The organism is Ruegeria sp. AH3 (assembly GCF_056536265.1).
The window spans coordinates 388,224-413,120 of the sequence record NZ_JBQFJL010000001.1 but is presented as its reverse complement, the minus strand read 5'-3'; the positions used below and the strand labels follow the sequence as shown (position 1 = coordinate 413,120).

Here is a 24,897-nt window from a genome sequence, read left to right as displayed (position 1 = left end):
CCATGATCATCCCAGCGGCAGCAGCGGCGTGGTTTTTGCCTTTCGTGCTGCCGATCTGTTTCTATGTCGCGTTCACGGATATGCGCGAGATGAAGATCAAGAACCACGCAGTCATGGCGCTGGCCTTGGTCTTTGTTGTTGTCGGACTCTTTGTCCTGCCGCCATGGTCCGGTGACTGGGTGGCTGGGAGCTTTGGCCCGCTGTCAGTGTCACTTCCGGTCTATGGTTGGCAACTGCTTCACATCATTGTTATTTTGCTGCTTGGCATTGTCCTGAACGCCGCCGGGGTGATGGGTGCTGGAGATGCCAAATTCTGCGCTGCCGCTGCGCCGTTTATCTGGACGGGAGACCTGATGTTTGTGATAGTGATCCTGACCGCGACAACGCTTGGCGCCGTTACAGCCCACCGATTGGCCAAGCACACCAAGTTACGCCAAGTCGCGCCGGACTGGGAAAGCTGGGATCAGGGTAAGAAGTTTCCTATGGGCCTCCCTCTGGCAGGAAGTCTCGCCATCTATCTGATCTTGGGCATAATTCACGGATCGTAAACAATCATCTGTGCGCCTTGCCCGCGCCTTGGTCCTGCCACAAAGCCGCGTCAAATTTTCCTCAAACGGCCCTTTAGGGGGCCTTTGGTGTGAATATTGACAGACGAGCCCCGCTCATGAACATGCAGACGACCTCCGTTATGGCCCCCCCTGCCCCCAAAGGGTTGGCTGAGATGCAGCTTCCGCTGGTGATGATGCGTGACATTCTGCTGAAAACGATCTTTCGCAAGAATGTAGACACAGTCACCGAGATCGCGGCGGCAATCTGTCTGCCCGGTTCGGTCACGCAGGAACTCATCGATATTGCGCGCGAACAGAAACTGCTGGAGGCGACGGGCACCCTGAATGCCAACTCAGGCAATGAGATGGGTTATCAGTTGACTGATGCAGGCAAGGCGCGTGCTTTGGACGCCCTCAGCCAATCGGAATATTTCGGCGCGATGCCCGTGCCGCTGGACATCTATCGCGAGCAAGTCAAACGCCAATCGATCCGCAATATTCAGGTCACACGCGATCAGCTGACCGGGGCGATGGGCCATCTGGTTCTGCCCGACAGCCTGCTGGATCATCTGGGCCCAGCGGTGAGTGCTGGCCGCTCGATCCTGATGTATGGCCCGCCGGGTAACGGTAAGTCCTCAATCTCGAACGGGATCCGGGACGCGCTGGGTGACAATGTTTATGTCCCGTGGGCTATCGAGTATGCTGGACAGGTGATTACGGTTTATGACCCGATCGTGCACACCGCGATTGAACAAGAAGCCGACGACCCCAACAGCCTGCGCCGCCGCAAACGCTTCGATACACGGTATGTGCAATGCGAACGTCCCACCGTTGTAACCGGTGGTGAACTGTCGCTGAGCATGCTCGACCTCGTCTATAACCCCACCGCGCGGACCTATCAGGCCCCCCTGCAATTGAAGTCCACCGGTGGCATTTTCATCGTGGACGACCTTGGACGTCAGGCCGAACCCCCTCAGGCCCTGATCAACCGCTGGATCGTTCCGCTGGAAGAAAGCAAGGATATCCTTGGTCTGCAATCGGGTGAAAAGTTCGAGGTTCCCTTCGATACGCTGGTCATCTTCTCGACCAACTTCCACCCGAACGAGATCTTCGACCAAGCGGCCCTGCGCCGGATCTTCTTCAAGATCAAGATCGATGGTCCGAACCAGGAGAACTTCCTGAAGATCTTCGCCATGGTGGCCCGCAAGCGCGGGATGCCACTGGACGAGGCCGCACTGGTGCACTTGTTGAAGGTCAAATACCCGACGATCAACAACATTTATGCGAACTACCAGCCGATCTTCCTGATCGATCAGATGATCTCGATCTGCGAATTCGAAGGCATCCCCTACCAGATGAACCCCGATCTGATCGACCGCGCCTGGGCGAACATGTTCGTCAAGGAAGAAAAGATCATTCACTGACCCCCTGTCCTTCTGATCCCGGGCGGGTAATCTGCAGCGATGAAGCAGATTCCCGCCCGGATCAACGATTGGTTTGTCGCCAAAGGATGGTCCATCCATCCGCATCAGCAAGCGATGTTCGACCGGTCACAGGACCCGGCGACGCTGCTGATTGCCCCTACAGGGGGTGGCAAGACGATGGCGGGGTTTCTGCCCTCCTTGTCCGAGCTGTCCGACGGTGCCCATGGCGGGCTGCACACCATTTATGTCTCTCCGCTCAAAGCGCTGGCGGCTGACATTCGCCGCAACCTGCGTACGCCAGTGGATGAGATCGGACTGCCCATCCGGATTGAGGACCGCACAGGCGACACGTCTGCAACCCAAAAGAAACGTCAACGCGCCGATCCTCCACATATCCTGCTGACCACGCCCGAAAGCCTTGCTTTGCTGACTTCGTACGAAGACGCCCCACGCATGTTTGCTGGCGTACAGCGCATTATTGTCGATGAAATCCATGCTCTGGCCGAAAGCAAACGCGGCGATCAGCTGATGCTGGCACTGGCGCGGTTGCAGACGCTCTGCCCCGATCTGCGCCGCGTAGGTCTGTCGGCAACCGTGGAAGACCCGGGGGGCATTGCGCGCTTTCTGGCCCGTCATCCAGACCCTTGCAGGATTATTCAGGCCGATCCAGGCCCCGATCCCGATATCGCCATGCTGCAGACCGAAGAAATGCCCCCTTGGTCTGGCGGTGGCGCCGCCTATTCCATCCCCGCAGTGTTGGAGCAAATCAGGCAGCACAAGACCACTTTGATCTTCCACAACACCCGCGCGCAGGCCGAGATATTCTTCCACAACCTGTGGCTCGCCAATGACGAGGGTCTGCCGATCGGCATCCATCACGGCAGTCTGGATCGGCAGCAACGCGAGCGGGTCGAGGCCGCGATGGTGCGTGGTGATCTGCGCGCCATCGTTTGCACAGGCAGCCTCGATCTCGGGATCGATTGGGGTGACGTCGACCTGGTGATACAGATCGGTGCGCCAAAGAATGTCAAACGGCTGGTGCAGCGGATCGGGCGGGCAAACCATCGCTACAACGCACCATCGAAGGCTCTTCTGGTGCCTGCCAACCGGTTCGAAGTGGTCGAATGCGTCGCTGCGCTGCAAGCGGTGCAAGAGCATGATCTGGACGGCGAACCTCGCGGACCGGGCCCTCGGGACGTGCTCTGCCAACATATTCTGATCGCCGCTGCAGCAGGGCCATTTGAGGCCGATGCGCTTTTCTCTGAGATGACCGCAGCGGGCCCCTATGCCGCGCTCACCCGCACCGCGTTTGACGCTTGTCTGGATTTCTGCGCAACCGGAGGGTACGCCCTGCGCGCCTATGATCGTTGGCAACGCCTGCAGCAGCGGCCTGACGGGCGCTGGCAGCTGCGTGACCCGCGCGCCGCACAACGCATCCGGATGAATCTGGGTACGATCCAAGACACCGATACCCTGAAAGTTCGGCTGAGACGCAATCGCGGCGGCAAACCGTTGGGTGAGGTGGAGGAAGGCTTTGCCGCGTCTTTGACACCGGGCGACACTTTTCTGATCGGCGGCCAGATCGTCCGCTACGAAGGTCTGCGCGAGATGGTGGTTGAGGTCAGCCGTCGCGCGGACAAGAAACCCAAGATCGCGACCTTCATGGGCACGAAATTCGCCACCTCGACACAGCTGAGCGATCGCATTCTGCGCATGTTTGCACAGCCCGATTGGCCTCAGTTGCCCACCCACACTGCCGATTGGCTGGCTTTGCAGCGCGACGTTTCGCGGCTGCCACAACGCGACCGCCTGTTGATCGAGAGCTTTCCTGATAACGGGCGTGAACATTTATGCGTCTACGGTTTTGCCGGTCGTAATGCGCAGCAGACACTGGGGCTACTGCTGACCAAGCGGATGGAGGAAACAGGGCTCGCCCCTCTGGGCTTTGTCGCCACCGACTACGCCACGCTGATCTGGGGCTTGGATGCAGTGACCGATCCGTGCCCTTTGTTCCAGCTTGATGCGCTGCGAGACGGGCTGGAAACGTGGTTGGCGGGCAATGCGGTAATGAAGCGAACATTTCGCGCCTCAGCCACCATTGCGGGCCTGATCGAACGCAACTCCGGCGGGCAACGCAAAAGCGGGCGACAGGCGACGTTTTCATCCGATATCCTGTACGACACGCTACTGAAATACGACCCCGACCACCTGCTGATGCAGATCACTCGCGAAGAGGCCATGCGCGGGCTGGTCGATTTCGGGCGAATCGAAGCGATGATCGCTCGGATCGGGGATCGTGTTGATTTGTTACGATTGAGTCGGGTCTCACCATTGGCCGCACCTCTGTTTCTCGAGGTCGGCAAAGTCCCCGTCAAAGGTGAAGCCGAAGAGCGTCTTCTGGCCGAAGAAAGTGCCCGACTGATGCAGACAGCTGGCTTGATGCCCGGTTGATTCCGCTTGCACGAAACGCGAAAACACGCAAAGAACGGATCATGAACACGCTTGACTTCACGTTCATGAATCATGGGTTGTCTGCCCTGGGCTCTGGCGCCTTGTGGTGGCCAGATCAGAAGCTTTTATGTGTCTCAGACCTGCATCTGGGCAAGTCCGAGCGGGCAGCCCGCAGGGGTGGGCCTGCCCTGCCCCCGTATGACAATCGCGAAACCCTGAACCGACTGACAACTGATTTGGCGCTGACGAATGCGGCCATCGTCATCTGTCTGGGCGACAGTTTTGATGATCTGCGTGCTTCTCAATCACTACCACGGGAAGACCGGCTGCAGATCGCCTCCCTACAGGCCGGACGGCGCTGGATCTGGATTGAGGGCAATCACGACCCCGGTCCGGTTGAACTGGGTGGAACGCATCTGGCCGAGTGGTCTTGCGAGGGGCTGACATTCCGTCATATCGCCGAGCCCCTTGGGAAGGGTGAGATCTCGGGGCATTATCATCCCAAAGTCGGCCTATCCGTGCGTGGCCGTCACGTCACCCGCCCAGCTTTCCTTATCGATCATAAACGCCTGATCTTACCGGCCTATGGCACTTATACCGGTGGGTTGCGCAGCTCAGATGTTGCGCTGTCCAATCTGATGGCTACAGATGCACGGGCGATCCTGACCGGGGCTCATCCGCGGATGGTTCCAATGCCAAGGTGAGGATCAGAGAAGCCCGTCCTCTTCCAGCATTGGTTTGTATTTCCGGCTAACCGGAACAAGATCATCATTGCACAAACGCAGGAAAGTCTTGCCGTTCTGCCTCTCAATCCCGGTAATTGCCGCATCCACGATCCAATGCGACCGATGGGTACAATGGCCCGACACGGGCTCCATCTCGGCAATCGCGTCCGTAAAGCGTGAGCGGATCGTGAAGGTCCCCTCTGACGTCACAACGTCGACCGAGTGATCGCGGACGGTTAGCCGATAGATCTGACCCTGAAAACCAGACGGTAGCCGACTGCACAGGCGTGGTTTGACCTCTTCCTCCAGCACATCGGGCTGATCCCGCTCACGAACCAGCAACAGGCCCGTAGCAAACAGCACACCATATGGCACAACCACCAACAATCCGGGCGCCATCAGACCGTTGAGCGTGAACAGAACCCAGGTCAGCCCCCATAACGCCGGGGCGAAGAGTATCAGGATCAACAGCGCAAACGCGAGGTCACGCAGCAACAGGCCTGCGCGCAGCAATCGGTCGCGCACCAGCTTGCCCGCGGCCCAGGTCGCCGCCAGGGCCAACAGCATGACACCCGACCAGAACACCAGTCGTTCGACGAAAGATAGGGTCATGTCCCGAAATGGCGCGAATGAGTAGGCCATCAACGGAATGAATACGAGGCCAGCCAGAATGCGCTGCAGGTAGACCTGCGCCAATATAGGTTCCAGTTTAGATCTCATACAAACCCGCGCGCCCCTAACGCATTCTCGAATTCGCTTAGTTGGAAGGCATCTTATCCTCCTAACCAGCTGGAGCAGAAGGCTTATCACCGGTTGACGTTAAGTCAAACCCGTTAATATGCGAATTAATTTTCTGGGATGCAGATGCAAAACGGGCCGAAAAGCGCAGGTGCTTTCCGGCCCGGATGAGATGTCAGGGGTTGCGTCGAAGCCCCTGTAAAGCAGAGTTACGCTGTCAGGCCTTCTGGTTCGGGCAGATCATTCGCGCGGCAGCAGGCGGTCAGAGTGTTGGCCAGCAGGCAGGCAATGGTCATCGGACCTACACCACCCGGAACCGGTGTGATCGCGCCCGCGCGTTCGGCGGCGCTGGCATAGTCGACGTCGCCAACCAGTTTGTTCTTGCCGTCACGTTCGATCCGGTTGATGCCCACGTCAATGACGGTCGCGCCTTCCTTGATCCAGTCGCCCGGAACCATCTCGGGGCGGCCAACCGCGGCCACAACGATATCGGCGCGGCGCACAACATCCGGCAGGTCCTTGGTGCGCGAATGCGCGATGGTCACCGTACAGCTGTCGCCCAATAGCAGCTGCGCCATCGGTTTGCCCACGATGTTCGAACGACCAATGACAACCGCATCCATGCCCGACAGCGAGCCGTGGTAATCGCGCAGCATCATCAGGCAGCCCAGAGGGGTACAGGGGACCATCGACTTCTGGCCAGTGCCCAGCAAGCCCACGTTCGAGATGTGGAACCCATCGACATCCTTGGCCGGGTCGATCGAATTGATCACCAGATCCTCGTTCAGATGCTTCGGCAGCGGCAGCTGTACAAGAATGCCGTGGACGGCAGGGTCGTTGTTCAGTTTGTCGATCAGGGCCAGCAGGTCCTCTTCCGAGGTGTCGGCATCTAACTTATGCTCATAAGAGTTCATGCCGACTTCAACGGTCATCTTTCCCTTCGAGCGGACATAAACCTGGCTCGCCGGGTCTTCACCCACCAGCACCACAGCCAAACCAGGCGTGATACCGTTTTCTTCCTTCAGCTTTGCCACCTGATCGGCCACCTGAGCGCGAACCTTGGCCGCAAAAGCCTTACCGTCGATAACCTGCGCTACCATCCTTTGATCCCTTCTTTCAAAAACGGATCGGGCGCCGAAAGCGCCCGGGTCTTCAGTCGGGGCCGAGCACACGCTCTTCGCGAGCGATCGACCAATCAATCAAGATGCGCCAGAGTTTCTCTGCAAGATCGGGATCCATACCCAATTCATCCGAACTCTTGCGCACGCGCTGCACCACATCTTCGACACGTTCCGGGATGCGGGCGGGCAGCCCCTCGCCGGGTTTCAGCTCGGACGCGCGGTCGATGTAGCTTGCGCGCGTTACCAACAATTCGATCAGTTGGCGGTCCAGCATGTCGATCTGAGGCCGCAATTCCTGCATCGTATGACAGTCTTGCGGCGGTGTCAGAGTGGGCATTCTATTCTCCTCACGGCCCGGGGAAGTCCCCGGACCACGAGATGTATCATTCAGGCGCTTAGAACAAGCCCTCGATCTGGCCTTCTTCGTTGAGGCGAATCGTCTCAGCGGCTGGCTTGCGCGGCAGTCCGGGCATGGTCATGATCTCACCACAGACAACCACGATGAAGCCAGCACCGGCGCTCAGGCGAACCTCACGTACAGGAACCGAGTGACCGGTCGGCGCGCCGCGCAGGGTCGGATCGGTCGAGAACGAGTACTGCGTTTTCGCCATGCAGACCGGCAGGTTGCCATATCCGGCTTCTTCCCATTCGCGCAGCTGATTGCGGATCTTGTTGTCGGCCAGAACTTCGTCGGCACGATAGATACGCTTGGCGATGGTTTCGATTTTCTCGAACAGCGGCATCTCATCTGGATAGATCGGCGAGAAGTTCGCGGAACCACCTTCAACGATCTCGACAACCTTCTCGGCCAGCGGCGCAGAGCCTTCCGAACCCAGTTCCCAGTGGCGCGACAGGATCGCTTCAACCCCGTGCTCACCGCAGTAGTCTTTCACCGCCTGAACTTCGGCATCGGTATCGGTGACGAAGTGGTTGATGGCGACAACAACCGGAACACCGAAGGATTTCACGTTCTCGATGTGACGGCCCAGGTTGGCGCAACCCGACTTCACGGCGTCGACGTTTTCAGCACCCAGATCGGCCTTGGCAACGCCGCCGTTCATCTTCATCGCGCGAACGGTGGCAACCAGAACCACTGCCGACGGGGCGATGCCTGCCTTGCGGCACTTGATGTTCATGAACTTTTCGGCACCCAGATCGGCACCAAAGCCCGCTTCGGTCACGACGTAGTCGGCCACTTTGAGAGCGGTTTTGGTTGCGATGACCGAGTTACAGCCGTGCGCGATGTTCGCGAAGGGGCCACCATGGACGAATGCCGGATTGTTTTCCAGCGTCTGTACCAGGTTCGGCTGCATTGCGTCTTTCAGCAGAACGGTCATTGCGCCTTCTGCTTTGATGTCGCGGCAGTAAACCGGGGTCTTGTCGCGGCGGTAGGCAACGATGATGTCACCCAGACGCTTTTCCAGATCTTTCAGGTCGTTTGCCAAGCACAGGATCGCCATAACCTCGGAGGCCACGGTGATGTCAAAGCCTGCCTCACGCGGGAAACCGTTCGACACGCCGCCCAGAGACGCCGTGATCTGACGCAGAGCGCGGTCGTTCATGTCGACCACACGACGCCATGCAACGCGGCGGGTGTCGATTTCAGCTTCGTTGCCCCAGTAGATATGGTTGTCGATCATGGCCGACAGCAGCGAGTGGGCCGATGTGATGGCGTGGAAGTCGCCGGTGAAGTGCAGGTTCATTTCCTCCATCGGAACAACCTGTGCGTAACCGCCACCTGCAGCGCCGCCCTTCATGCCGAAGTTCGGGCCAAGCGAGGCTTCACGGATACAGATCATAGCGTTCTTACCGATGCGGTTCAGGCCATCACCCAGACCAACGGTGGTGGTGGTTTTGCCTTCGCCCGCCGGGGTCGGGTTGATCGCGGTCACGAGAATCAGCTTGCCATCTTCGCGGTCCTGAACCGAGTTGATGAAGTCCTGGCTAACCTTCGCCTTGTCGTGGCCATAGGGCAGCAGATCCGCAGATTCGATGCCGATCTTTGCACCGATTTCCTGAATCGGCTTCTTGTTCGCCTCGCGAGCGATTTCGATGTCGGATTTATAGCTCATTGGCCGGAGTCCTTAGTTGAATGCCGTGCAAAACCGACGCAGGGCGTCGGCGCTGCGCAATCCATACCGTTGTGTACCATTCAGATAACTCTGGTTTCCGACATTCTGGTGTCGCGAAGCGTCGTAAGATCAATCAACAGTTTCTAATCGGAAACCACAGGCGCCCACGGGCGCTGGTCTGGAACGAACAGTTTCATTTTCTCGCCGACACGCAGAGAGCCGGGGCGTTCCACCCAAGCGGTTACACCTCGTCGGTCCTTTGCGGCAGGTTTGAACGCCGCGCCCTTACCCGGTGTTTCCGCTTCGATCTCGCGCCCCGGCAAAACACAGGGGCGGTTTTCCATGTCGATCACGATAGTCAGCCCGCTCTCTGCCTGCAGCCGTGAAGACGGGGGAACATGGGTAAAATCCGGGATACCGCGCAACACGATGCTGGCCCCCATCAGGGCCGGGTCCAGTTGATCCAATCCCATGTCATCCGCAATCATCTGCACCTCTTCCGCAGAAAGAACCGACAATTGGCGCACGTTGCGAATTTCTGTGCCCTCGGGATACAGATTCTTGACCCGCACGCAGGACGCTCGTGTCTCTCCCTCATGCCGCGCGCCGTGGTCGCCCGAGAAGCCGAGCGTCAATGCCTCGACAGGTTGCGCCTTCAGCGATTGACCCGCTGGAACATGTCCCAGCCAGACAGCTTCGGCCACAAACTCGGTTTCTATCAGGACCGGCATGGTACCCCTCTCTCATCGCGTATGAATGCGCCAGAGATCACCCGGCGCAGATTGAAAAGAAAAACCCGGGTCAGGGCCCGGGTTTTTACGTTTATGTCGAAGGTTCCGGCTCCATTCCGCCCTCAGGCGGAGATTTCTTAGCCTTGGTTTTCGGGATCGCGGTGACGCTGGGCGCGTTGCCCTCGTCCGGCTTATCGCCTTCATCATCGCTTTCGCTGGGCGGTTCGCCATTCATGACCCGCTTGATCTCATCCCCGGTCAGGGTTTCGTATTCCAGCAGACCTTGCGCCAGACGCTCCCATTCTTCGTTCTTTTCACTCAGAATCTGGTGCGCGCGTTCATAGCCTTGTTGGATCAGGCGCTTCACTTCTTCCTCGATCAGCTCTTTGGTATGAGCGGACACCGAGAAGCCGGCTGTGTTGCCCTGATAGCCTTCATGGGCTTCGGCATAGTCGATATTGCCGACCTTGTCCGACATACCCCAACGCATCACCATGGCACGCGCCAACTGGCTGGCCTGCATGATGTCACCGGCTGGGCCGTTCGAAACGTGATCTTCACCGTATTTGATGACCTCGGCGGCCTTGCCTGCCATGGTCATGGCCAGCTTTTGCTCACACTCGTCGCGGTGATAGTTCAGACGATCCATTTCAGGCAGCGATACGACCATACCCAGCGCACCGCCGCGCGGAATGATCGTCGCCTTGTAAACCGGATCGCACAGCGGCAGTTCCAGACCAACCACGGCGTGACCGGCCTCGTGATAGGCGGTCTTTTCCTTCTGGTCTTGGGTCAGCACCATCGAGCGGCGTTCGGCCCCCATCATCACCTTGTCCTTCGCGTTCTCGAAGTCTTCCATGGTGACGAAGCGGCGGCCCACACGTGCGGCCATCAAAGCGGCCTCATTCACAAGGTTCGCCAGATCGGCACCCGAGAAGCCCGGAGTACCACGTGCGATAATGCGCAGATCGACATCGGGGCCCAAAGGTGTCTTGCGCGCGTGAACGCCCAGAATTTTCTCGCGGCCTTTGATGTCTGGGTTGCCCACAGTGACCTGACGGTCGAACCGGCCCGGACGCAGCAGCGCGGGGTCGAGAACGTCCTTACGGTTGGTGGCCGCCAGAATGATCACGCCTTCATTGGCCTCGAACCCGTCCATCTCAACCAGCAACTGGTTGAGCGTCTGTTCGCGTTCATCATTCCCGCCGCCGTAACCGGCACCACGATGGCGACCCACGGCGTCGATCTCGTCGATGAAAACGATACAAGGCGCGTTCTTCTTGGCCTGCTCGAACATGTCGCGCACACGGGATGCACCGACACCGACGAACATCTCAACGAAATCCGAACCCGAAATGGTAAAGAATGGCACGCCCGCCTCACCCGCAATGGCGCGGGCGAGCAGCGTCTTACCAGTCCCCGGAGGGCCAACGAGCAACGCGCCTTTGGGGATTTTGCCACCAAGGCGCGAGAACTTCTGCGGGTTGCGCAGGAATTCCACGATCTCTTCCAGCTCTTCCTTGGCTTCGTCGATGCCTGCCACGTCATCAAACGTCACGCGGCCATGCTTTTCGGTCAGCATTTTGGCCTTGGACTTGCCGAAGCCCATCGCGCCACCTTTGCCGCCGCCTTGCATCCGGTTCATGAAATAGACCCAGACACCGATCAGCAGCAGGAAGGGCAGAAGCGTGATCAGGAACGACTGGAACCCGGATTGCTGCTGCTTTTCAGCACGCACGGGGATGTTCTTGTCGATCAGCAGCTTGGTCACCTCGGCATCGCCGGGTTTGATGGTGACATAATCCTGATTGTCATTCGTGCGATAGCGGATCTGTTCGCCATCCAGCGTCACGCTGGTGACGTCTCCGGCGTCCACGGCGCTGACGAATTCGGAATAAGTGCGTTCGTTGTTCTGAAGCGATCCGCTGGGGCCACTGAACAGGTTAAACAGTGCCAGGATCAGCAGAAACAGAACGACCCAGAAGGCGATGTTGCGAGCGTTGCCCAAGGAAATTCTCCTAGAAGGTTTCGGCGGATGGGGACCCGCCGGGGTTGTTCCTTAAAATAGAGAGGATTGTGGCAGGTTCAATGAGATAAAATTGCGGCATAGAAGTCAGGCCTGCCAGAGGGAGCATTTACCGTCCATCCATTGGAAAAACCGGCCAATGGGGCGGCCAGAACGGTTTCATCGACCCAAACAGCCGGTGTCGACATCAATACCGCGCGGGGCTTGGTCACCAACCGCCAATCCGTCAGTTGCAGGATGCCATCCTCACCCAGAGGGCGAATTTCAGCACCGGATGCTTCGGGTCCTGTCAAAACCCAGCGCCCATCCCACACGGTGCCGGGACGTGTTGTCTGGGCGCTGACGGCATTTAGCTCTCTGCAAATCCACGTATTTTTACCATCCGGAATCAGGTGACAGCCGCTCAGAGTGGTCGCCTGACCTTTCAGCAGCGCCTGCACCGCCTGATCAATGGCGCTTTGACGGGGTGGATAGTCTTTGTTTGCCTGCCACATGACCGCAGCCACCAAAAGACGCCGTCGAATCTCGTGCGGCAACGCCGTGGCACCCTCTCGATCGAAACACAAATCGCCGTCCACAACCTTCACATGATGACGGGCGGATTCCTGCGCGTATCGCGCCAAAGCCTCGCGAGCTTGTGCGAGATTGTCAGCAACGCGCGAAAGACCTTCAGCCGTAATACCGATCTGATCCAGCCGGGTCAGTGCGTCGCGCGCCTTGATCCGATCAAAGCGCGCGTCCTGATTCGAAGGGTCGTCGATCCATTTGATCCCCTGCGCTGTCAGGTAGTCGCGCAGCCGCGCACGCGTGATCGAAAGCATCGGGCGTAGCAAGGAGACACCGCCCTCAGCACGTTCTCCCGCCATGCCGGACAGGCCAGAAACGCCCGCCGACCGGGCAAGCCGCATCAGAACGGTTTCAGCCTGATCATCTGCCGTATGTCCCAATGCGATAGCCTCAAGCCCAAGATCATCTGCCCATTCCACCAACAACCGATATCGCGCTCGTCGCGCTTGATCCTGCAGATTGCCGGACCCGTCCCAATCTCGCCACTTCAAGGTTTGATGCGGAATGCCCCAGCTTTGCGCCAATACCGCAACCGATGCAGCCTCGGCAGCCGATTCGGGCCTCAGCCCATGATCAATAGTTGCTGCAAATAACGCGACCTGCGTTTCCCGAGCGATGCTTGCAAGCAGATGCAACAGAGCCGTCGAATCGCTGCCACCGGACACGGCCACACCCAGACGGCGCGGCAGCGGGTCTGGCAGGCGTGCCAGAATTTCGGACCGAAGCGTATCGGTGTCAGAGGTCAAGAACAGCCCAGCGCCGCCATTTCCTGCGTGGCCGAGCTTGCCGGGGCCGAGCTTGGGAAGCGCACGCCAACCTCGCCGAGCGTGATGCAAGCCTGATCGGTCTGGCCCAGACGTCCAAGCGCCGCACCCAGCTCAAACAAAGCTTCGGGGGCCAGCGGTCCTTCGGAATCACCGGTGAAGCTGGCCAGGAATGCCCGGGCAGCCTCGCGCGTATCACCCAACCCTTCCAAAGCCTGACCGCGCCGCAAGTTGGCCTGTGCCGCCAGCGGGCTGCCCGGGTAGGCCTGATCAAATTGCGAGAACAGATTGGCTGCGGTCTGGAAATCCCCATCCACGAGCGCTTGTGAGGCCGCATCGAAATCTGCCTGCTCTCCGATCGCCAACTCACCTTGTTCAGTCACCTCGGGCTGGGGGGGCGTCGGGGCAACTGCAACCTCGGTCGACGTCTCACCACCCAGCGTCGAGGTCTCACCCAGTGTGCTGAGATCGCCACCTTCCAGTTCGACCAGACGGAACTCCAGATCGCCGATACGGTTGGTGCCATCGGTAACGATATTCTGGACCCGCTGGTTCAATTGCTCGGTCTGACGCGTCAGGCGCTGCAGTTCCGCCTCGATGGCGTCAACGCGCTCCAGCACGGAACTGCCGGATAGGTTGGGCGCGGGCGAACCAGTGGTCGAGAACTCGCGCTTGAGGCGCTGGATTTCCACATGCAGCACCGTCAACTCCTGACGGATATCCGCCAGCGTTTGCTGATCCTGTGCCCGTGCCACACCAGCGACGGTCACTACCGTCGCCAGAACCAATCCTGCAAATCGCATCATCTTACCCCAAGGTTGAGCCGGTCAGCACCGTCACCGCGCGGCGGTTCTTGGAATAGCATTCCTCGGTGCTGCAAATTTCAATCGGGCGCTCTTTACCAAAGCTGACCGTGGTCAGACGGTTGCCCGCCACCCCGCGCGAGATCAGATATTCACGCGCCGCATTCGCCCGGCGCGCGCCCAGGGCAAGGTTATATTCCCGCGTGCCCTGCTCATCCGCATGACCTTCGATGTTGGCCACAAAATCGGGGTTGGCCAGTAGCCAGTCGGCCTGCCCTTGCAGAACGGTCTGGGCCTGCGGGCTGAGCGTGGATTGATCGACCGCAAACAGAACCCGATCTCCCACGGTCTGCTGGAAATAGGCTGGCGAGCGCGGATCGCTCGGCGAACCCGGCACCAGCGCTCCGTTGGCGCCGGGACCACCACCGCCCAATGCGGAAGGATCATTGTTGGAACATGCGGCGATCAGGGTCAGCGCCCCGACAGCCGCGATTTTGCTCAATAGTTTCATTTCAGGTGCCTCGTGTTTCGTTTGTTTATTGGCGCGTTTCTATCACACCGCATCTTCGTTGTGAACGTTATCCACAGCCAGCACAGATCAATTCTGCAATGGACCCCAGGATGGATCGCTACCCCCGTCCGGCGTGCGGACCGGACGTAGATTACGGCCCGATATATCGACCGAATACAGTGTCGAGCGACCGCTGGCGCCCTGCGTTTCGCGCGTGAACATGATGACACGGCCATTGGGTGACCACGTCGGCCCCTCATCAAGGAACGAAGCGGTCAGCAGACGTTCCTCGTCTCCGTTGGTGCGCATTACACCGATATGGAACCGGCCTTTGTTCTGTTTGGTGAACGCAATCAGATCGCCGCGCGGGGACCAGACGGGCGTGCCGTAGCGACCTTGCCCAAAGCTGATCCGCGTTGCCTCACCTCCGTTTGCGGGCATGACATAGAGCTGCGGCGTCCCCGAGCGGTCGCTTTCAAACACGATCTGGCTGCCATCCGGCGAATAGCTGGGCGCGGTTTCAATGGCCGGCGTATTGGTTAAGCGCGCGCTTTGGCCCGAGGCCAGATCCATTTTCCAAAGGTCGGTATTCCCGCCCTGCGTCAGCGAATAGACAATCGAGCGTCCATCCGGCGAAAAGCGCGGAGAAAAGCTCATTGTACCTTCCAGTGTCGGCAATTCCTGACGTTGTACGCGCCCCACATCCAGCAGATAGATCCGTGGTTGGCCAGTCTCATAGCTGGTGTAAAGCAACCGATCGCCGGTGGGCGAGAACCGAGGGGCCAACACGATGGCCGCACTGTCTGTCAGATACTGTACATTCGCGCCATCATAATCCATGATCGCCAGCCGCTTAAGCCGCTGATCCTTAGGCCCGCTTTCCGAAACAAAGGCCACACGGCTGTCGAAATAGGCCCCCTCGCCCGTTATCCTTGTATAGACCTGATCAGCCACCTTATGCGCCATGCGCCGCCAACCGTCCGTAGTGCCCGCAAACTGCAACCCGTTGCCCAGTTCCTGACCCGAGAACACATCCCACACCCGGAACCGCACCGTCAGCCGCTTGCCCGAGACATTCACGGCCCCCGTCACAAGCGCCTGCGCGTTGATCGCCTTCCAATCCGCGAACTGCACCGGAGCATCAAAGCTGCTGACCCGGCTGATGAATGCATCCGACGAAATCTCGCGGAACAGGCCGGTTCCCGTCAGGTCCGACACCACCACGCGAGAGATGTCCTGCGCATATTGCGCAGCCGCCGCGTTGTCCGGGACGAAGTTTGGGACCGCAAAGGGCATCGGCTCAATGATGCCTTCGTCAATTTCCAGACGAAGCGGCCCGCTTTGAGCATAGGCCGGAGCCGTCAGCAGGGTCAGGCCAATAAAGAGGCTGGTCAGAAGTTTCATCATTTGATCCGCATCCTCTCGGGATTGAATGTAATCTCAATATCCTGCCACTGGTTGTATTTGTCAGCAGGCAGGTCGTATCCTTTTGCTCCACAGCGTAAAACCGCGCGACGCGCAGCTTCATAAGCTTGTTTGGCAGACGCCGCAGAGCCGCCAGAGCTATCCAGCATCCTCAGGCTACCGCCGACTACCTTACCATCTGGTGTCAGCGAAAAACCGACGACCACCACGGTCTGCAGCGCGTCGGTCGACAACGATCCGACATTCCAGCACTGCGACACGGCCACCCGCATCGCATCCTTTTCCCCGCTGGTCAGCGGCGGACCTGAAGGCTCGGAGCCACTCCCCAATGCCTCGGCCAGTGCGTCATTGATGGCCTGCTCATCCTGAACGGGCTCGGTCGGTGCAGGTTCTGTCGGCGCGGGCTCGGGCGTCTCGGCCACCTCGGGTTCGGGCTCAGGCGTCGGGCGATTGGGGCGCACACGCGGGCGTGGAGAGGTGCGCGGGGCCGGATTTTCAACCTCTTCCGCCTCGGTCACGATCTCGGGCGCGGCCTCTTCCGGCGCGGTCTGATCCTGCTGCTCCTGCTGCGTCTCTGCCCCTTCGTCCAATGAGACCGGAGGGGTTTCGATGTCATCCGGTTTCGCCTCTGGCGGAGGCGGTGCAATCGCCTCAGGTGCAACTCTGTCCGCAGGCTGCGGCTCAGCCTCAGGGCCCGGAGGCACAGGCAGTGCGGCCACTTCCGGTTCGGGCTGATCCAGCGTTGGCAGCTCCTCGATCAGTTCAGGTTCAGGCGCGATCTCGACGGTTTCCGGCTGGACCTCCGGCTCGGGCTCTGGCTCCGGTTGCGGTACAGCTTCCGGCTCTGGCGGAGTGTCCGGCACGGGGTCCGGTGCGGTGATCTGATCCGGGGTCTCGGGCTGCTCGAGCTCTTCCGGATCGGTTGGCATTTCGGGTGCATTGCGCTGCGCGCTCAGCGCCGCAAACTGTTCGGATGAAATCACCGAGACATCCTGCACAGCCATCGGCAGCGGCTCGGATCGGAACGTGCCTCCGAACAGCGCCCAGCTGATAAGGCTGACATGCGCAATTGCAGAAATCTTGGTGCCGGTATCCACCGTGCGACCTCACTCTCACCCATCGTCCAGCGTTGGCCCGCCGGTATCGGTCACAAGGCCCACATTGGAAAACCCACCCGCATTAAGCGCGCCCATCACCTGCATCACTTGCGCGTACGGGATCGCACCATCCGCGCGCAGGAACACCCGGTCGCTGCTGCGTTCTGCCGCAATCGCGCGCAGCCTGCCAATCAACTCTTCGCGCTGAATGTCGGTGGTCTGAATCTGCACCCGCCCATCGGCCGTGAGGGTCACGGTCAGCGGTTCTTCGTTGTCACCGGGCAAAGCGCTGGCAGCCGTCTTGGGCAAATCAACCGGTACGCCGACCGTCAGAAGTGGCGCGGCCACCATGAAAATGATTAGCAGCACCAGCATGACATCGACAAAAGGCGTCACATTGATCTCTGCCATCGGCTGCGCGCGCCCACGCCGCCGCCCGCGCCTGCGTCCGTTCCCACCCGAGCTTTGCTGAACCGCGGCACCCATCGTCAGCTATCCAACTGACGCGACAGGATGGTGGCGAACTCGTCGGCAAAGGCCTCATACCCGCCAACGATCCGATCACTATCCGCGCTGAGCTTGTTGTAGAAAATCACCGCCGGGATCGCAGCCAGCAGGCCAAGACCCGTGGCCAGCAGCGCCTCGGCAATGCCGGGGGCCACGACGGCGAGGTTTGTGTTCTGTTGCTCGGCAATCTCGATAAAGGCGTTCATGATACCCCAGACCGTGCCGAACAGACCGATGAACGGAGCCGTCGAACCCACGGTTGCCAGAATGGGCAGCCCCTTTTGCAGCCCTTCAGCCTCTTTGGCGATCGCCACATCCATCGACCGGTCAATCCGCGCAGTCGCCCCCGCGATCAGCCCGCCATCGGTGCGGTGTGAGCGCCGCCATTCGATCATGCCAGCCGCAAAAATCTTCTCAGAACTGCCATCGGGCTGCGTTCCGATCTGTTCGAACAGTTCATCCAGCGGATTGCCAGACCAGAAGCTCTCATCGAACACCTGCGCCTCGCGACGCGCAGCGCGGTAATTGATCAGCTTCTGAATGATAATGCCCCAGGACCAGATAGATGCACCGATCAGCATCAGCATTACCAGTTTGACGATAAAGGTCGCGCGGGCATACAGCCCCCACATGGAGAAATCGATCTCCTGCGCCAGCGCCAGCGTTTCAGCTTCCATGAACCTGCTCTTTGTTTTGCCTGATGGCCATTTGGCCTTGTTTTGCCAAACGCTAGCGCAGATGGATGTGAAAAGCCAACAGAACCACCCCCAAGGGTGAAATTGTTACATCAATGCGCGAATCTCTGCCGGAAGGCGCACCGGTTTGCCCTCGGCATTCATGCAGACAGCAGTTACCTCGGCGCGGAAAACTTCCGTCTCGCCGCGTTTGACCGACTGGGACATCGTCAACCGCGCACCCGACAGCGAGACCATCTCGGTCTCGACCATCAGCTCGTCTTCAAACCTAGCGGCTGCGAGATAATCCGCCTCGATCCGTCGCACGACCCAGACAATACCCGCATCCCGCATCGCGTTCTGATCATTGCCCAGCTTACGCACCCAGTCTGATCGGGCGCGTTCGATGAATTTCAGATAATTCGCATGATAGACCACGCCGCCCATGTCGGTGTCTTCGTAATAAACACGGACCGGGTAGTGATGCTTCATTGCGGCGGCTCCAATCTGGCGAACAAGCGCAACGCATGAGAGGGGTCCTGCGCAGCACCGGGCAGAATAGGATCGTAGGCGGCCTGGATCAAAGCGGCAATATCGGGCCGCAGGATCGTCGCCTCACCGGCGATAGCCAAAGGTGAAGTGCTGCGAAATGCAGCATCGGACCACAGCAGGATGGTCTGTACCACCTGGCTGAGCGCCAAGGTCTCTGCCGGCACTTTGGAGAGTTCTTTGTCCATGCGCAGAAATACAAAAGCCGCCCGAATGGCACCATCTTCCTCGAACCGGAAAATACGGTACTGGTTGGCGTCAGCAGCCACCAGTCGTTCGACCAGCGGTGCCAAATCCGGGATAAGCCGGTCCAGATCGGGCACCTCAAGCAGCTCTTGCCAATCGCGGAAGAAAAAAACCATGCAATTGGCGCCGAGTTCGGGATCCGTCTCGGCCATCTTGTGACCGGCCAACGTGACGACTGCTTCAAACGCGCCCTTGACGGTCGAGAGCGTCTCATCCTCGACACCGAACACGATCGGCACGATGGGACGCCCCCAACGCGCAAACAGGAATTCTCCACTTTCGCGGGTGAACAGCGCCTCAATCTCTTCCGGAGTCACGCTTGGCCCTTCATTCTAACAAATCTCTCACCGAGAGGCATAAGTTCTTAAGCGCACAGCTTCAACCAAACAGATCGCTCTGCCCCTTGGGTGCCGCCATTCCCAGATGGGTCCACGCCTTCTGCGCCAACATCCGCCCGCGCGGTGTGCGCTGGATCAGGCCTTGCTGCAGAAGATAGGGCTCGATCACCTCTTCCAGCGAATCCCGGCTTTCGGACAAGGCCGCCGAGAGGGTTTCAATCCCCACGGGACCGCCCGCGTAGTTCTCGGCAATCAGTTTCAGATAGCGGCGGTCCGCCCCGTCCAGTCCCAGATTGTCCACGCCAAGCCGGGTCAGCGCCCCGTCTGCCAGATCACGCGTGATCCGCCCATCGCCCTCGACAATGGCAAAGTCCACTACCCGTCTCAGCAAGCGCCCTGCAATCCGCGGCGTTCCACGCGAACGCCGCGCGATCTCGCGTGCGCCCTCATCATCGGCAGGCGCGCCCAACTTGCGCGCATTCCGCGTGACGATCTCGTGCAACTCATCGACGGTATAAAACTGCAATCGTGTCGGAATGCCAAAGCGATCCCGGAGCGGGGTTGTCAGCAACCCCATCCGCGTGGTGGCCCCGACCAGCGTAAACGGCTGCAGCTCGATCCGGACGGTCCGGGCGGCAGGGCCTTCGCCGATCACCAGATCCAGCTCGAAATCCTCCATCGCGGGGTACAGCACCTCTTCGACCGCCGGGTTCAGGCGGTGGATCTCATCGATGAACAGCACATCGCGCGATTCCAGATTGGTCAGGATCGCCGCCAGATCACCCGCCTTGGCCAACACCGGCCCCGAGGTCATGCGGAAATTCACCCCCAATTCCCGCGCCATGATCTGCGCCAGCGTCGTCTTGCCCAATCCCGGAGGGCCATGGAACAACGTATGATCCATCGCCTCGCCCCGTTGTCGGGCCGATTGGATGAAGATGCGTAAATTTGCACGTGCCTCTGCCTGACCGATGAATTCATCCAGGCCTTGCGGACGCAAGGCGCGGTCATTGTCCTCGGGCATCGGCTCGGGACGCAGGGTGGGGTCGGCGTCTACCATTCAATCACCCTTTCGGAGCCAGCAGTTTCAACGCGGCGCGGATCAGTTCGGCCTCACCTGCATCGGGCAGGTTCGCCGCTGCTTCAGCCACCGCCGAGGCCGCCTCGGACGGGCCATAGCCCAAATTACCCAGCGCAGACAGCGCCCCGGCCGAGGCCGCCGCTGAGCCCGAGACCGGTTTCGCCACGCGCGCCGGTGTAGGCGAAGGCTCAGTTTCGACCACTTCCAGCGCCGGTCCATCCATCGCTTCGGTCACGGTGCCCCCCATGGCCATCACGCCCGGGGCCTTGTCCTTGAGGTCCAGCACAATGCGCTGCGCCGTCTTCGGGCCAACGCCTTTGGCCGCCTTGACCGCGCCCCAATCGCCCAACGCAATCGCGCGGCTCACGCCATCCGGCCCCAGCGCACTGAGAATGGCCAGCGACACCTTGGCGCCCACACCTTGAACCGAGCACAGCAGGCGGTGCCATTCTTTCTCAACCAAGGATAGAAACCCATAAAGCTGCATCAGGTCTTCGCGTACGACCATGTCGGTGTAGATCGAGACCGCCTCACCCACACCCGGCAAAGCTGCCATGGTCCTGTCCGAGCAATAGACGATATAACCGACCCCGCGCACGTCGATCAGAACATGATCCGCGGCGCGGTAATCCAGCCGTCCCGTAAGTTTGCCGATCATGCACGCACCTCTTTCACCCGCGCCCGCGGGGTGGCCCCATAGTAGGAATGACAGATCGCGATCGCTAGAGCATCCGCAGCGTCCGCACCCTTGGGAGAGCACCCCGGCAGCTGTAACTTGACCATATGCAGAACCTGCTCTTTCTCAGCATGGCCGAAGCCGACCACAGTTTTCTTGACCCGATTGGGGGCGTATTCGCCCACAGGCAGGCCCGCTTGCGCCAAGGTCAACAACGCCACACCGCGCGCCTGACCCAGCTTCAATGTCCCTGCCCCGTCTTTGTTGACAAAGGTCTGTTCTATGGCGGCCTGATCGGGCTGATGCTCGGCAATGACTTCGACAATCTGGTTGTGCAGCGACAGAAGCCGTTCACCCAGATCATCGCCGTCGGATTTGCACAAGCCGTTCGCCACGTGACTTAGACGGCTGCCTGTCGATTCGATGATGCCCCATCCCAGGGTCCTGAGACCCGGATCAATGCCCAGAATTCGCATATTTTGTATTGGCCTGCTCGGGTTCGTGTGACCTTTTTCCATCGATTAGCACGAAGCGTGAACATTTTCCAAGGAATTCAACACACGATCTGAAAACGACATCCATGTCGCACCTGCAGCATGGAGGCTTGTTTGCGACAGCAATCCGTCTGTTTTCGACGCTTTTATAAACTGGAATTAATCAATGAATTAAGGGGCTTTCATGAATTTCGAGCATTGCAAAAAACGCATAGGACACATGCAAATTCTGCGCTTGCATGGGGCGGTATACATCCCTAGATGCCCGTCAGATCGCAAGATCAGAGATTAACGCAAACCAGAAGGAAACAGGATATGGCTGCATTGGATACCACCCGCACCACCACTGGCTCATTCGGCCTCGTCGGCCGTATCGGCGTAACTTTCGCATCGGTCGCAAACGCCGTTGTAGAATGGAATGACGCCCGCGCAACCCGCAACGCGCTGAGCGGTCTGACCGACCGCGAGCTGGACGATATCGGTCTGTGCCGCGGCGACATCGACGTTGTTGCCGAAGGCCGCCGTTACTAAGTCAACGCAATACCGCTCACGCCCCTTCCTCCTCCCTGTGGGGCGAACAGAAACACCGCGCGCCGAATGGCCCGCGGTGTTTTCGTTAGGAAGGACATCTTATCCTTAGTAAAGAACCTTGGTCAGCTGGGCTGCGAGGAGTTGAGTAACCGGATCCGCCTGCATGATCCAGGCTCCGGCCTTTTCAACGGGTGTACCCTGATCCAGGCTTGCAACGCGTGTGTCATACGCAGATGCGCCGATATTCGACAATAAGAATGCTTTGAAACCGAAGAAACCCAGCAAACAAAGAACCAGAACCTTCGCCGGGATGGCCGATCTCATCCGCTGAGGTTTCATAACAACCAGTCCATCCGAGCGCATCGTGGCCCGATAGCCCCGGCTGAGTTTCTGGTGTTTCTTGTTCAGACGCGTGATGCGCTGATCGAATTCGAGTTGTTTTCCTGTCATGGCAGCCTCCGAAAACCGCCCCCCGATTGCATCCAAAGACGGTAATTAGAGAATGCGACGAAAACGTGGCAAAAAACCACAAAACTCCTGCAAATGGCCCAGATTTAGCCCTGTTTGCTTAAGATTAGCGTCGTCCATTCACCAATCTCATCCCTGCGGACCAGATTGAACGCGTTTTGCAGATAAACCGAGATCACGTCATCGGCCTGTTCATTGAGGATTCCCGACAGGATCGCCTTACCGTCTGCGCGCAGATTCGCCCCGATTTCGGGGGCCAGTGCCACAAGCGGGCCTTTGAGAATGTTGGCAAAGATCAGATCATAAGGCGCGTGGGCCTTAAGTTCCGGGTGATCGAAACCGGCGGCTTCGACGCAGTGGACCTGACCGGCCATACCATTTGCCCTCAGGTTGGCCTCGGCCACATCGACCGCAACCTCGTCGATATCACTGGCGATGATATCGCCATCCCAGACCCGAGCTGCCGCCATCGCCAACACGGCAGTACCACACCCGATATCGGCGACCCTGGAGGCCGAAAAACCCTGGTCCAGAAGAAAATCCAGAGCTTTCAAACAGCCCAGAGTCGTTCCGTGATGACCGGTGCCAAAGGCCATCGCGGCCTCGATCAGCAACGGAATGCTGCCTTCGGGCAGCTTATCTGCATCATGACTGCCATAGACAAAGAAGCGTCCGGCCTCGACCGGGGCCAGCTCACGACGGACATGGGCAACCCAATCGGTTTCGGGTAGTTCCGAGACTACGAAAGGCTTGGCCTCAAACGCGGTGGCCAGAAGGGCCAGCGCTGCCTCGTCCGGGGTTTCGGTGAAATAGCCGCCCACTTCCCACAGACCCGAACCATCCTCAACCTCGAACACACCTACGCCGGTGGGTTCGGGTTCCAGACGTTCCATGGCTTCGCCCAGGCTTTCGGCCGCTTTCTTGCCGGTCAGAGTGGTCAGCGCGGTGAATGTGGGCATGGAGGCCTCCTGTTTCATTTGAAACAGCGCCTAGGCCCAGAGGCCGCCAAGGTCAAGCGCGGTGCTCACTCGGCGGGTGCAGGGGCATATTTCGACAGAATGGTTTCGTTGCCCGGTTCCGGATGGCGCGGGATCAGCAGGGACAAGGCCAGAGAGACCAACGCCATCGCCGCCGCCAACCCAAAGACCGCACCCGGAGACACCACCCACAGCAACCCCAACAGCGCTGGCAGGAACACAGCAGCGATGTGGTTAATGGTAAAGGCCACGGCGGCGGTGGGTGCGATATCCGCCGGATCGGCGATTTTCTGGAAATAGGTCTTCAACGCCAGCGCCAGTGCGAACAGCACGTGGTCGATCACATAGAGAATTGCGGCCAGCAATACGCCCCAGCTGAACCAATAAATCCCGCCATAGGCTGCGAAGACGATCGCCAGACCGGTGTATTCAAAGATCAGCGTGCGGCGCTCACCGAACTTGGCCACTGCTTTGCCCAGAAGAGGCGCCGCCATCATGTTGATCATCAGATTGATCAGATAGAGGCTTGTCAGTTCATGCACTTTGAAGCCGAACTTCTCGACCATCATGAAACCAGCGAAAACGACAAATATCTGCCGTCGGGCACCTGCCATGAACTGCAACGCATAATACAGCCAATACCGTTTGCGCAGGATCAGCTTCTTGGTCTGCGGTGTGGGGGCCTCGAACTGCGGGTAGGCGATCAAGCAGAACAGCGCCAGCAGGGCAGTCACACCACCCGCCGCCATGAAGACAAAGTTATAAGACAGATCGAAACGATCCCATGTCAGCACGATCAGCCCATAGACCACCGCCGTCGCGGCCGAACCCATCGCCACCAACCATCCCAGCATCTGCGGAGCGCGATCCTTGGGCAGCCATTGCAGTTGCAGTGACTGATTTACGGTCTCGTAATAGTGAAAGCCGATCGAACTGAACAACGTCACGAACAACAACCCGCCCAGGCTGGGGAACCAGGCCGTGACCGCCGTCGCAACCCCCAGCATCATCAGCGAGATCATGGCCAGAACCTGTTCGCGGATAAAGATGATCACTGCGATCACACCAACGGCCAGAAATCCGGGAATTTCGCGCACCGTGTGCAGCAGACCTATGTCGGCCCCGTCGAAATTCGCCACTTCGATGACGAAGTTATTGAGCAGCGCACTCCACGCGTTGAACGCGATCGGCATCATCAACGCCATCATGAACAGAAGCGTCATGGGACGGCGCCAGAATGGCAGGCTCTTCGCCTCGGAAAGCGGCATGGGTTTCAACATGGGACTCCCTCTACGCCCATTTTTGCGCTTTGGCGAGGGCCAAGGATGCGGCGCACATTGGCTCTGCACTGGC

General features: G+C 59.2%; 26 protein-coding genes. 5 read left to right on the top strand and 21 right to left on the bottom strand.

Annotation, left to right across the window (positions count from 1 at the left end; genetic code table 11):
- The first annotated feature begins 2 nt into the window (after window positions 1–2).
- The 4 genes from ACR3EM_RS01995 to pdeM all read left to right on the top strand — a co-directional run bounded on the left by ACR3EM_RS01995 (window position 3) and on the right by pdeM (window position 5,127).
- A complete protein-coding gene (locus ACR3EM_RS01995; RefSeq protein WP_480469145.1) occupies window positions 3–548 on the top strand; it encodes a prepilin peptidase in 546 nt (181 codons plus the stop codon).
- A gap of 116 nt (window positions 549–664) precedes the next feature.
- Window positions 665–1,972, top strand: coding sequence for an ATPase (locus ACR3EM_RS01990; protein ID WP_480469144.1), 1,308 nt, complete (start codon window positions 665–667; stop codon window positions 1,970–1,972).
- Between the two features lie 39 nt (window positions 1,973–2,011).
- Complete coding sequence (locus ACR3EM_RS01985; RefSeq protein WP_480469143.1) at window positions 2,012–4,423, top strand: ligase-associated DNA damage response DEXH box helicase; 2,412 nt, start codon at window positions 2,012–2,014, stop codon at window positions 4,421–4,423.
- A 65-nt stretch (window positions 4,424–4,488) separates the two neighbouring features.
- A complete protein-coding gene (gene pdeM, locus ACR3EM_RS01980) occupies window positions 4,489–5,127 on the top strand; it encodes a ligase-associated DNA damage response endonuclease PdeM (protein WP_480471881.1) in 639 nt (212 codons plus the stop codon).
- A 3-nt stretch (window positions 5,128–5,130) separates the two neighbouring features.
- On the opposite strand, the gene ACR3EM_RS01975 is transcribed toward pdeM, so the two are convergent.
- From ACR3EM_RS01975 to ruvC, 18 genes are all read right to left on the bottom strand, one after another.
- The gene (locus ACR3EM_RS01975; protein WP_480469142.1) at window positions 5,131–5,868 is read right to left on the bottom strand and encodes a LytTR family DNA-binding domain-containing protein; all 738 of its coding nucleotides are present in this window, start codon (window positions 5,866–5,868) and stop codon (window positions 5,131–5,133) included.
- Between the two features lie 227 nt (window positions 5,869–6,095).
- The gene (folD, locus tag ACR3EM_RS01970; protein ID WP_480469141.1) at window positions 6,096–6,986 is read right to left on the bottom strand and encodes a bifunctional methylenetetrahydrofolate dehydrogenase/methenyltetrahydrofolate cyclohydrolase FolD; all 891 of its coding nucleotides are present in this window, start codon (window positions 6,984–6,986) and stop codon (window positions 6,096–6,098) included.
- Between the two features lie 52 nt (window positions 6,987–7,038).
- The gene (locus tag ACR3EM_RS01965; protein WP_480469140.1) at window positions 7,039–7,344 is read right to left on the bottom strand and encodes a chorismate mutase; all 306 of its coding nucleotides are present in this window, start codon (window positions 7,342–7,344) and stop codon (window positions 7,039–7,041) included.
- A 58-nt stretch (window positions 7,345–7,402) separates the two neighbouring features.
- Window positions 7,403–9,079 (bottom strand): formate--tetrahydrofolate ligase, encoded by a 1,677-nt coding sequence (locus tag ACR3EM_RS01960; RefSeq protein WP_480469139.1) that lies wholly within the window; start codon window positions 9,077–9,079, stop codon window positions 7,403–7,405.
- A gap of 143 nt (window positions 9,080–9,222) precedes the next feature.
- The gene (locus tag ACR3EM_RS01955) at window positions 9,223–9,810 is read right to left on the bottom strand and encodes an MOSC domain-containing protein (RefSeq protein WP_480469138.1); all 588 of its coding nucleotides are present in this window, start codon (window positions 9,808–9,810) and stop codon (window positions 9,223–9,225) included.
- A gap of 91 nt (window positions 9,811–9,901) precedes the next feature.
- Window positions 9,902–11,818, bottom strand: coding sequence for an ATP-dependent zinc metalloprotease FtsH (gene ftsH / locus ACR3EM_RS01950; protein ID WP_480469137.1), 1,917 nt, complete (start codon window positions 11,816–11,818; stop codon window positions 9,902–9,904).
- Window positions 11,819–11,895: 77 nt separating this feature from the next.
- On the bottom strand, window positions 11,896–13,149 hold the full coding sequence (gene tilS, locus ACR3EM_RS01945; RefSeq protein ID WP_480469136.1) for a tRNA lysidine(34) synthetase TilS: 1,254 nt from the start codon (window positions 13,147–13,149) through the stop codon (window positions 11,896–11,898).
- On the bottom strand, window positions 13,146–13,970 hold the full coding sequence (gene ybgF / locus ACR3EM_RS01940; protein WP_480471880.1) for a tol-pal system protein YbgF: 825 nt from the start codon (window positions 13,968–13,970) through the stop codon (window positions 13,146–13,148). The genes tilS and ybgF overlap by 4 nt, the downstream gene beginning before the upstream one ends.
- A 4-nt stretch (window positions 13,971–13,974) precedes the next feature.
- On the bottom strand, window positions 13,975–14,481 hold the full coding sequence (pal, locus tag ACR3EM_RS01935) for a peptidoglycan-associated lipoprotein Pal (protein ID WP_480469135.1): 507 nt from the start codon (window positions 14,479–14,481) through the stop codon (window positions 13,975–13,977).
- Window positions 14,482–14,568: 87 nt separating this feature from the next.
- Window positions 14,569–15,888: a Tol-Pal system beta propeller repeat protein TolB gene (tolB, locus tag ACR3EM_RS01930; protein ID WP_480469134.1), complete on the bottom strand. Its 1,320-nt coding sequence runs from the start codon at window positions 15,886–15,888 to the stop codon at window positions 14,569–14,571.
- A complete protein-coding gene (locus ACR3EM_RS01925) occupies window positions 15,885–17,003 on the bottom strand; it encodes an energy transducer TonB (RefSeq protein WP_480469133.1) in 1,119 nt (372 codons plus the stop codon). The genes tolB and ACR3EM_RS01925 overlap by 4 nt, the downstream gene beginning before the upstream one ends.
- 15 nt (window positions 17,004–17,018) lie before the next feature.
- The gene (gene tolR / locus ACR3EM_RS01920; RefSeq protein ID WP_480469132.1) at window positions 17,019–17,489 is read right to left on the bottom strand and encodes a protein TolR; all 471 of its coding nucleotides are present in this window, start codon (window positions 17,487–17,489) and stop codon (window positions 17,019–17,021) included.
- A 2-nt stretch (window positions 17,490–17,491) separates the two neighbouring features.
- A complete protein-coding gene (tolQ, locus tag ACR3EM_RS01915; protein ID WP_170397391.1) occupies window positions 17,492–18,187 on the bottom strand; it encodes a protein TolQ in 696 nt (231 codons plus the stop codon).
- Window positions 18,188–18,292: 105 nt separating this feature from the next.
- The gene (ybgC, locus tag ACR3EM_RS01910; protein WP_480469131.1) at window positions 18,293–18,676 is read right to left on the bottom strand and encodes a tol-pal system-associated acyl-CoA thioesterase; all 384 of its coding nucleotides are present in this window, start codon (window positions 18,674–18,676) and stop codon (window positions 18,293–18,295) included.
- Window positions 18,673–19,296, bottom strand: coding sequence for a hypothetical protein (locus tag ACR3EM_RS01905; protein WP_480469130.1), 624 nt, complete (start codon window positions 19,294–19,296; stop codon window positions 18,673–18,675). Before ACR3EM_RS01905 ends, ybgC begins: the two co-directional genes overlap by 4 nt.
- A gap of 61 nt (window positions 19,297–19,357) precedes the next feature.
- A complete protein-coding gene (gene ruvB / locus ACR3EM_RS01900) occupies window positions 19,358–20,377 on the bottom strand; it encodes a Holliday junction branch migration DNA helicase RuvB (RefSeq protein WP_480469129.1) in 1,020 nt (339 codons plus the stop codon).
- Between the two features lie 4 nt (window positions 20,378–20,381).
- The gene (gene ruvA / locus ACR3EM_RS01895; RefSeq protein ID WP_480469128.1) at window positions 20,382–21,056 is read right to left on the bottom strand and encodes a Holliday junction branch migration protein RuvA; all 675 of its coding nucleotides are present in this window, start codon (window positions 21,054–21,056) and stop codon (window positions 20,382–20,384) included.
- Entirely contained in the window at window positions 21,053–21,550 is a 498-nt protein-coding gene (ruvC, locus tag ACR3EM_RS01890) for a crossover junction endodeoxyribonuclease RuvC (protein WP_480469127.1), read from the bottom strand. Before ruvC ends, ruvA begins: the two co-directional genes overlap by 4 nt.
- A 333-nt stretch (window positions 21,551–21,883) precedes the next feature.
- On the opposite strand from ruvC, the gene ACR3EM_RS01885 reads away from it, so the two are divergent.
- Window positions 21,884–22,099 carry a DUF1127 domain-containing protein gene (locus ACR3EM_RS01885; protein WP_480469126.1) on the top strand — a complete coding sequence of 72 codons (216 nt, stop codon included), beginning with the start codon at window positions 21,884–21,886 and terminating at the stop codon, window positions 22,097–22,099.
- A 105-nt stretch (window positions 22,100–22,204) separates the two neighbouring features.
- Here ACR3EM_RS01885 and ACR3EM_RS01880 read toward each other — a convergent pair whose 3' ends face one another.
- The 3 genes from ACR3EM_RS01880 to ACR3EM_RS01870 form a co-directional block, all read right to left on the bottom strand.
- Window positions 22,205–22,549, bottom strand: coding sequence for a hypothetical protein (locus ACR3EM_RS01880; protein ID WP_480469125.1), 345 nt, complete (start codon window positions 22,547–22,549; stop codon window positions 22,205–22,207).
- A 104-nt stretch (window positions 22,550–22,653) separates the two neighbouring features.
- A complete protein-coding gene (locus tag ACR3EM_RS01875; RefSeq protein ID WP_480469124.1) occupies window positions 22,654–23,526 on the bottom strand; it encodes a 50S ribosomal protein L11 methyltransferase in 873 nt (290 codons plus the stop codon).
- 65 nt (window positions 23,527–23,591) lie between these two features.
- The gene (locus ACR3EM_RS01870) at window positions 23,592–24,824 is read right to left on the bottom strand and encodes an MFS transporter (RefSeq protein WP_480469123.1); all 1,233 of its coding nucleotides are present in this window, start codon (window positions 24,822–24,824) and stop codon (window positions 23,592–23,594) included.
- Between the last annotated feature and the right edge of the window lie 73 nt (window positions 24,825–24,897).

Coding starts and splice junctions, on each gene's coding strand:
- ACR3EM_RS01995 (WP_480469145.1), top strand. CDS start 3: ATGATCATCCCAGCGGCAGCAGCGGCGTGGTTTTTGCCTTTCGTGCTG.
- ACR3EM_RS01990 (WP_480469144.1), top strand. CDS start 665: ATGAACATGCAGACGACCTCCGTTATGGCCCCCCCTGCCCCCAAAGGG.
- ACR3EM_RS01985 (WP_480469143.1), top strand. CDS start 2,012: ATGAAGCAGATTCCCGCCCGGATCAACGATTGGTTTGTCGCCAAAGGA.
- pdeM (WP_480471881.1), top strand. CDS start 4,489: ATGAATCATGGGTTGTCTGCCCTGGGCTCTGGCGCCTTGTGGTGGCCA.
- ACR3EM_RS01975 (WP_480469142.1), bottom strand. CDS start 5,868: ATGAGATCTAAACTGGAACCTATATTGGCGCAGGTCTACCTGCAGCGC.
- folD (WP_480469141.1), bottom strand. CDS start 6,986: ATGGTAGCGCAGGTTATCGACGGTAAGGCTTTTGCGGCCAAGGTTCGC.
- ACR3EM_RS01965 (WP_480469140.1), bottom strand. CDS start 7,344: ATGCCCACTCTGACACCGCCGCAAGACTGTCATACGATGCAGGAATTG.
- ACR3EM_RS01960 (WP_480469139.1), bottom strand. CDS start 9,079: ATGAGCTATAAATCCGACATCGAAATCGCTCGCGAGGCGAACAAGAAG.
- ACR3EM_RS01955 (WP_480469138.1), bottom strand. CDS start 9,810: ATGCCGGTCCTGATAGAAACCGAGTTTGTGGCCGAAGCTGTCTGGCTG.
- ybgF (WP_480471880.1), bottom strand. CDS start 13,970: ATGCGATTTGCAGGATTGGTTCTGGCGACGGTAGTGACCGTCGCTGGT.
- pal (WP_480469135.1), bottom strand. CDS start 14,481: ATGAAACTATTGAGCAAAATCGCGGCTGTCGGGGCGCTGACCCTGATC.
- tolB (WP_480469134.1), bottom strand. CDS start 15,888: ATGATGAAACTTCTGACCAGCCTCTTTATTGGCCTGACCCTGCTGACG.
- tolR (WP_480469132.1), bottom strand. CDS start 17,489: ATGGGTGCCGCGGTTCAGCAAAGCTCGGGTGGGAACGGACGCAGGCGC.
- tolQ (WP_170397391.1), bottom strand. CDS start 18,187: ATGGAAGCTGAAACGCTGGCGCTGGCGCAGGAGATCGATTTCTCCATG.
- ybgC (WP_480469131.1), bottom strand. CDS start 18,676: ATGAAGCATCACTACCCGGTCCGTGTTTATTACGAAGACACCGACATG.
- ruvB (WP_480469129.1), bottom strand. CDS start 20,377: ATGGTAGACGCCGACCCCACCCTGCGTCCCGAGCCGATGCCCGAGGAC.
- ruvA (WP_480469128.1), bottom strand. CDS start 21,056: ATGATCGGCAAACTTACGGGACGGCTGGATTACCGCGCCGCGGATCAT.
- ruvC (WP_480469127.1), bottom strand. CDS start 21,550: ATGCGAATTCTGGGCATTGATCCGGGTCTCAGGACCCTGGGATGGGGC.
- ACR3EM_RS01885 (WP_480469126.1), top strand. CDS start 21,884: ATGGCTGCATTGGATACCACCCGCACCACCACTGGCTCATTCGGCCTC.
- ACR3EM_RS01880 (WP_480469125.1), bottom strand. CDS start 22,549: ATGACAGGAAAACAACTCGAATTCGATCAGCGCATCACGCGTCTGAAC.
- ACR3EM_RS01875 (WP_480469124.1), bottom strand. CDS start 23,526: ATGCCCACATTCACCGCGCTGACCACTCTGACCGGCAAGAAAGCGGCC.
- ACR3EM_RS01870 (WP_480469123.1), bottom strand. CDS start 24,824: ATGTTGAAACCCATGCCGCTTTCCGAGGCGAAGAGCCTGCCATTCTGG.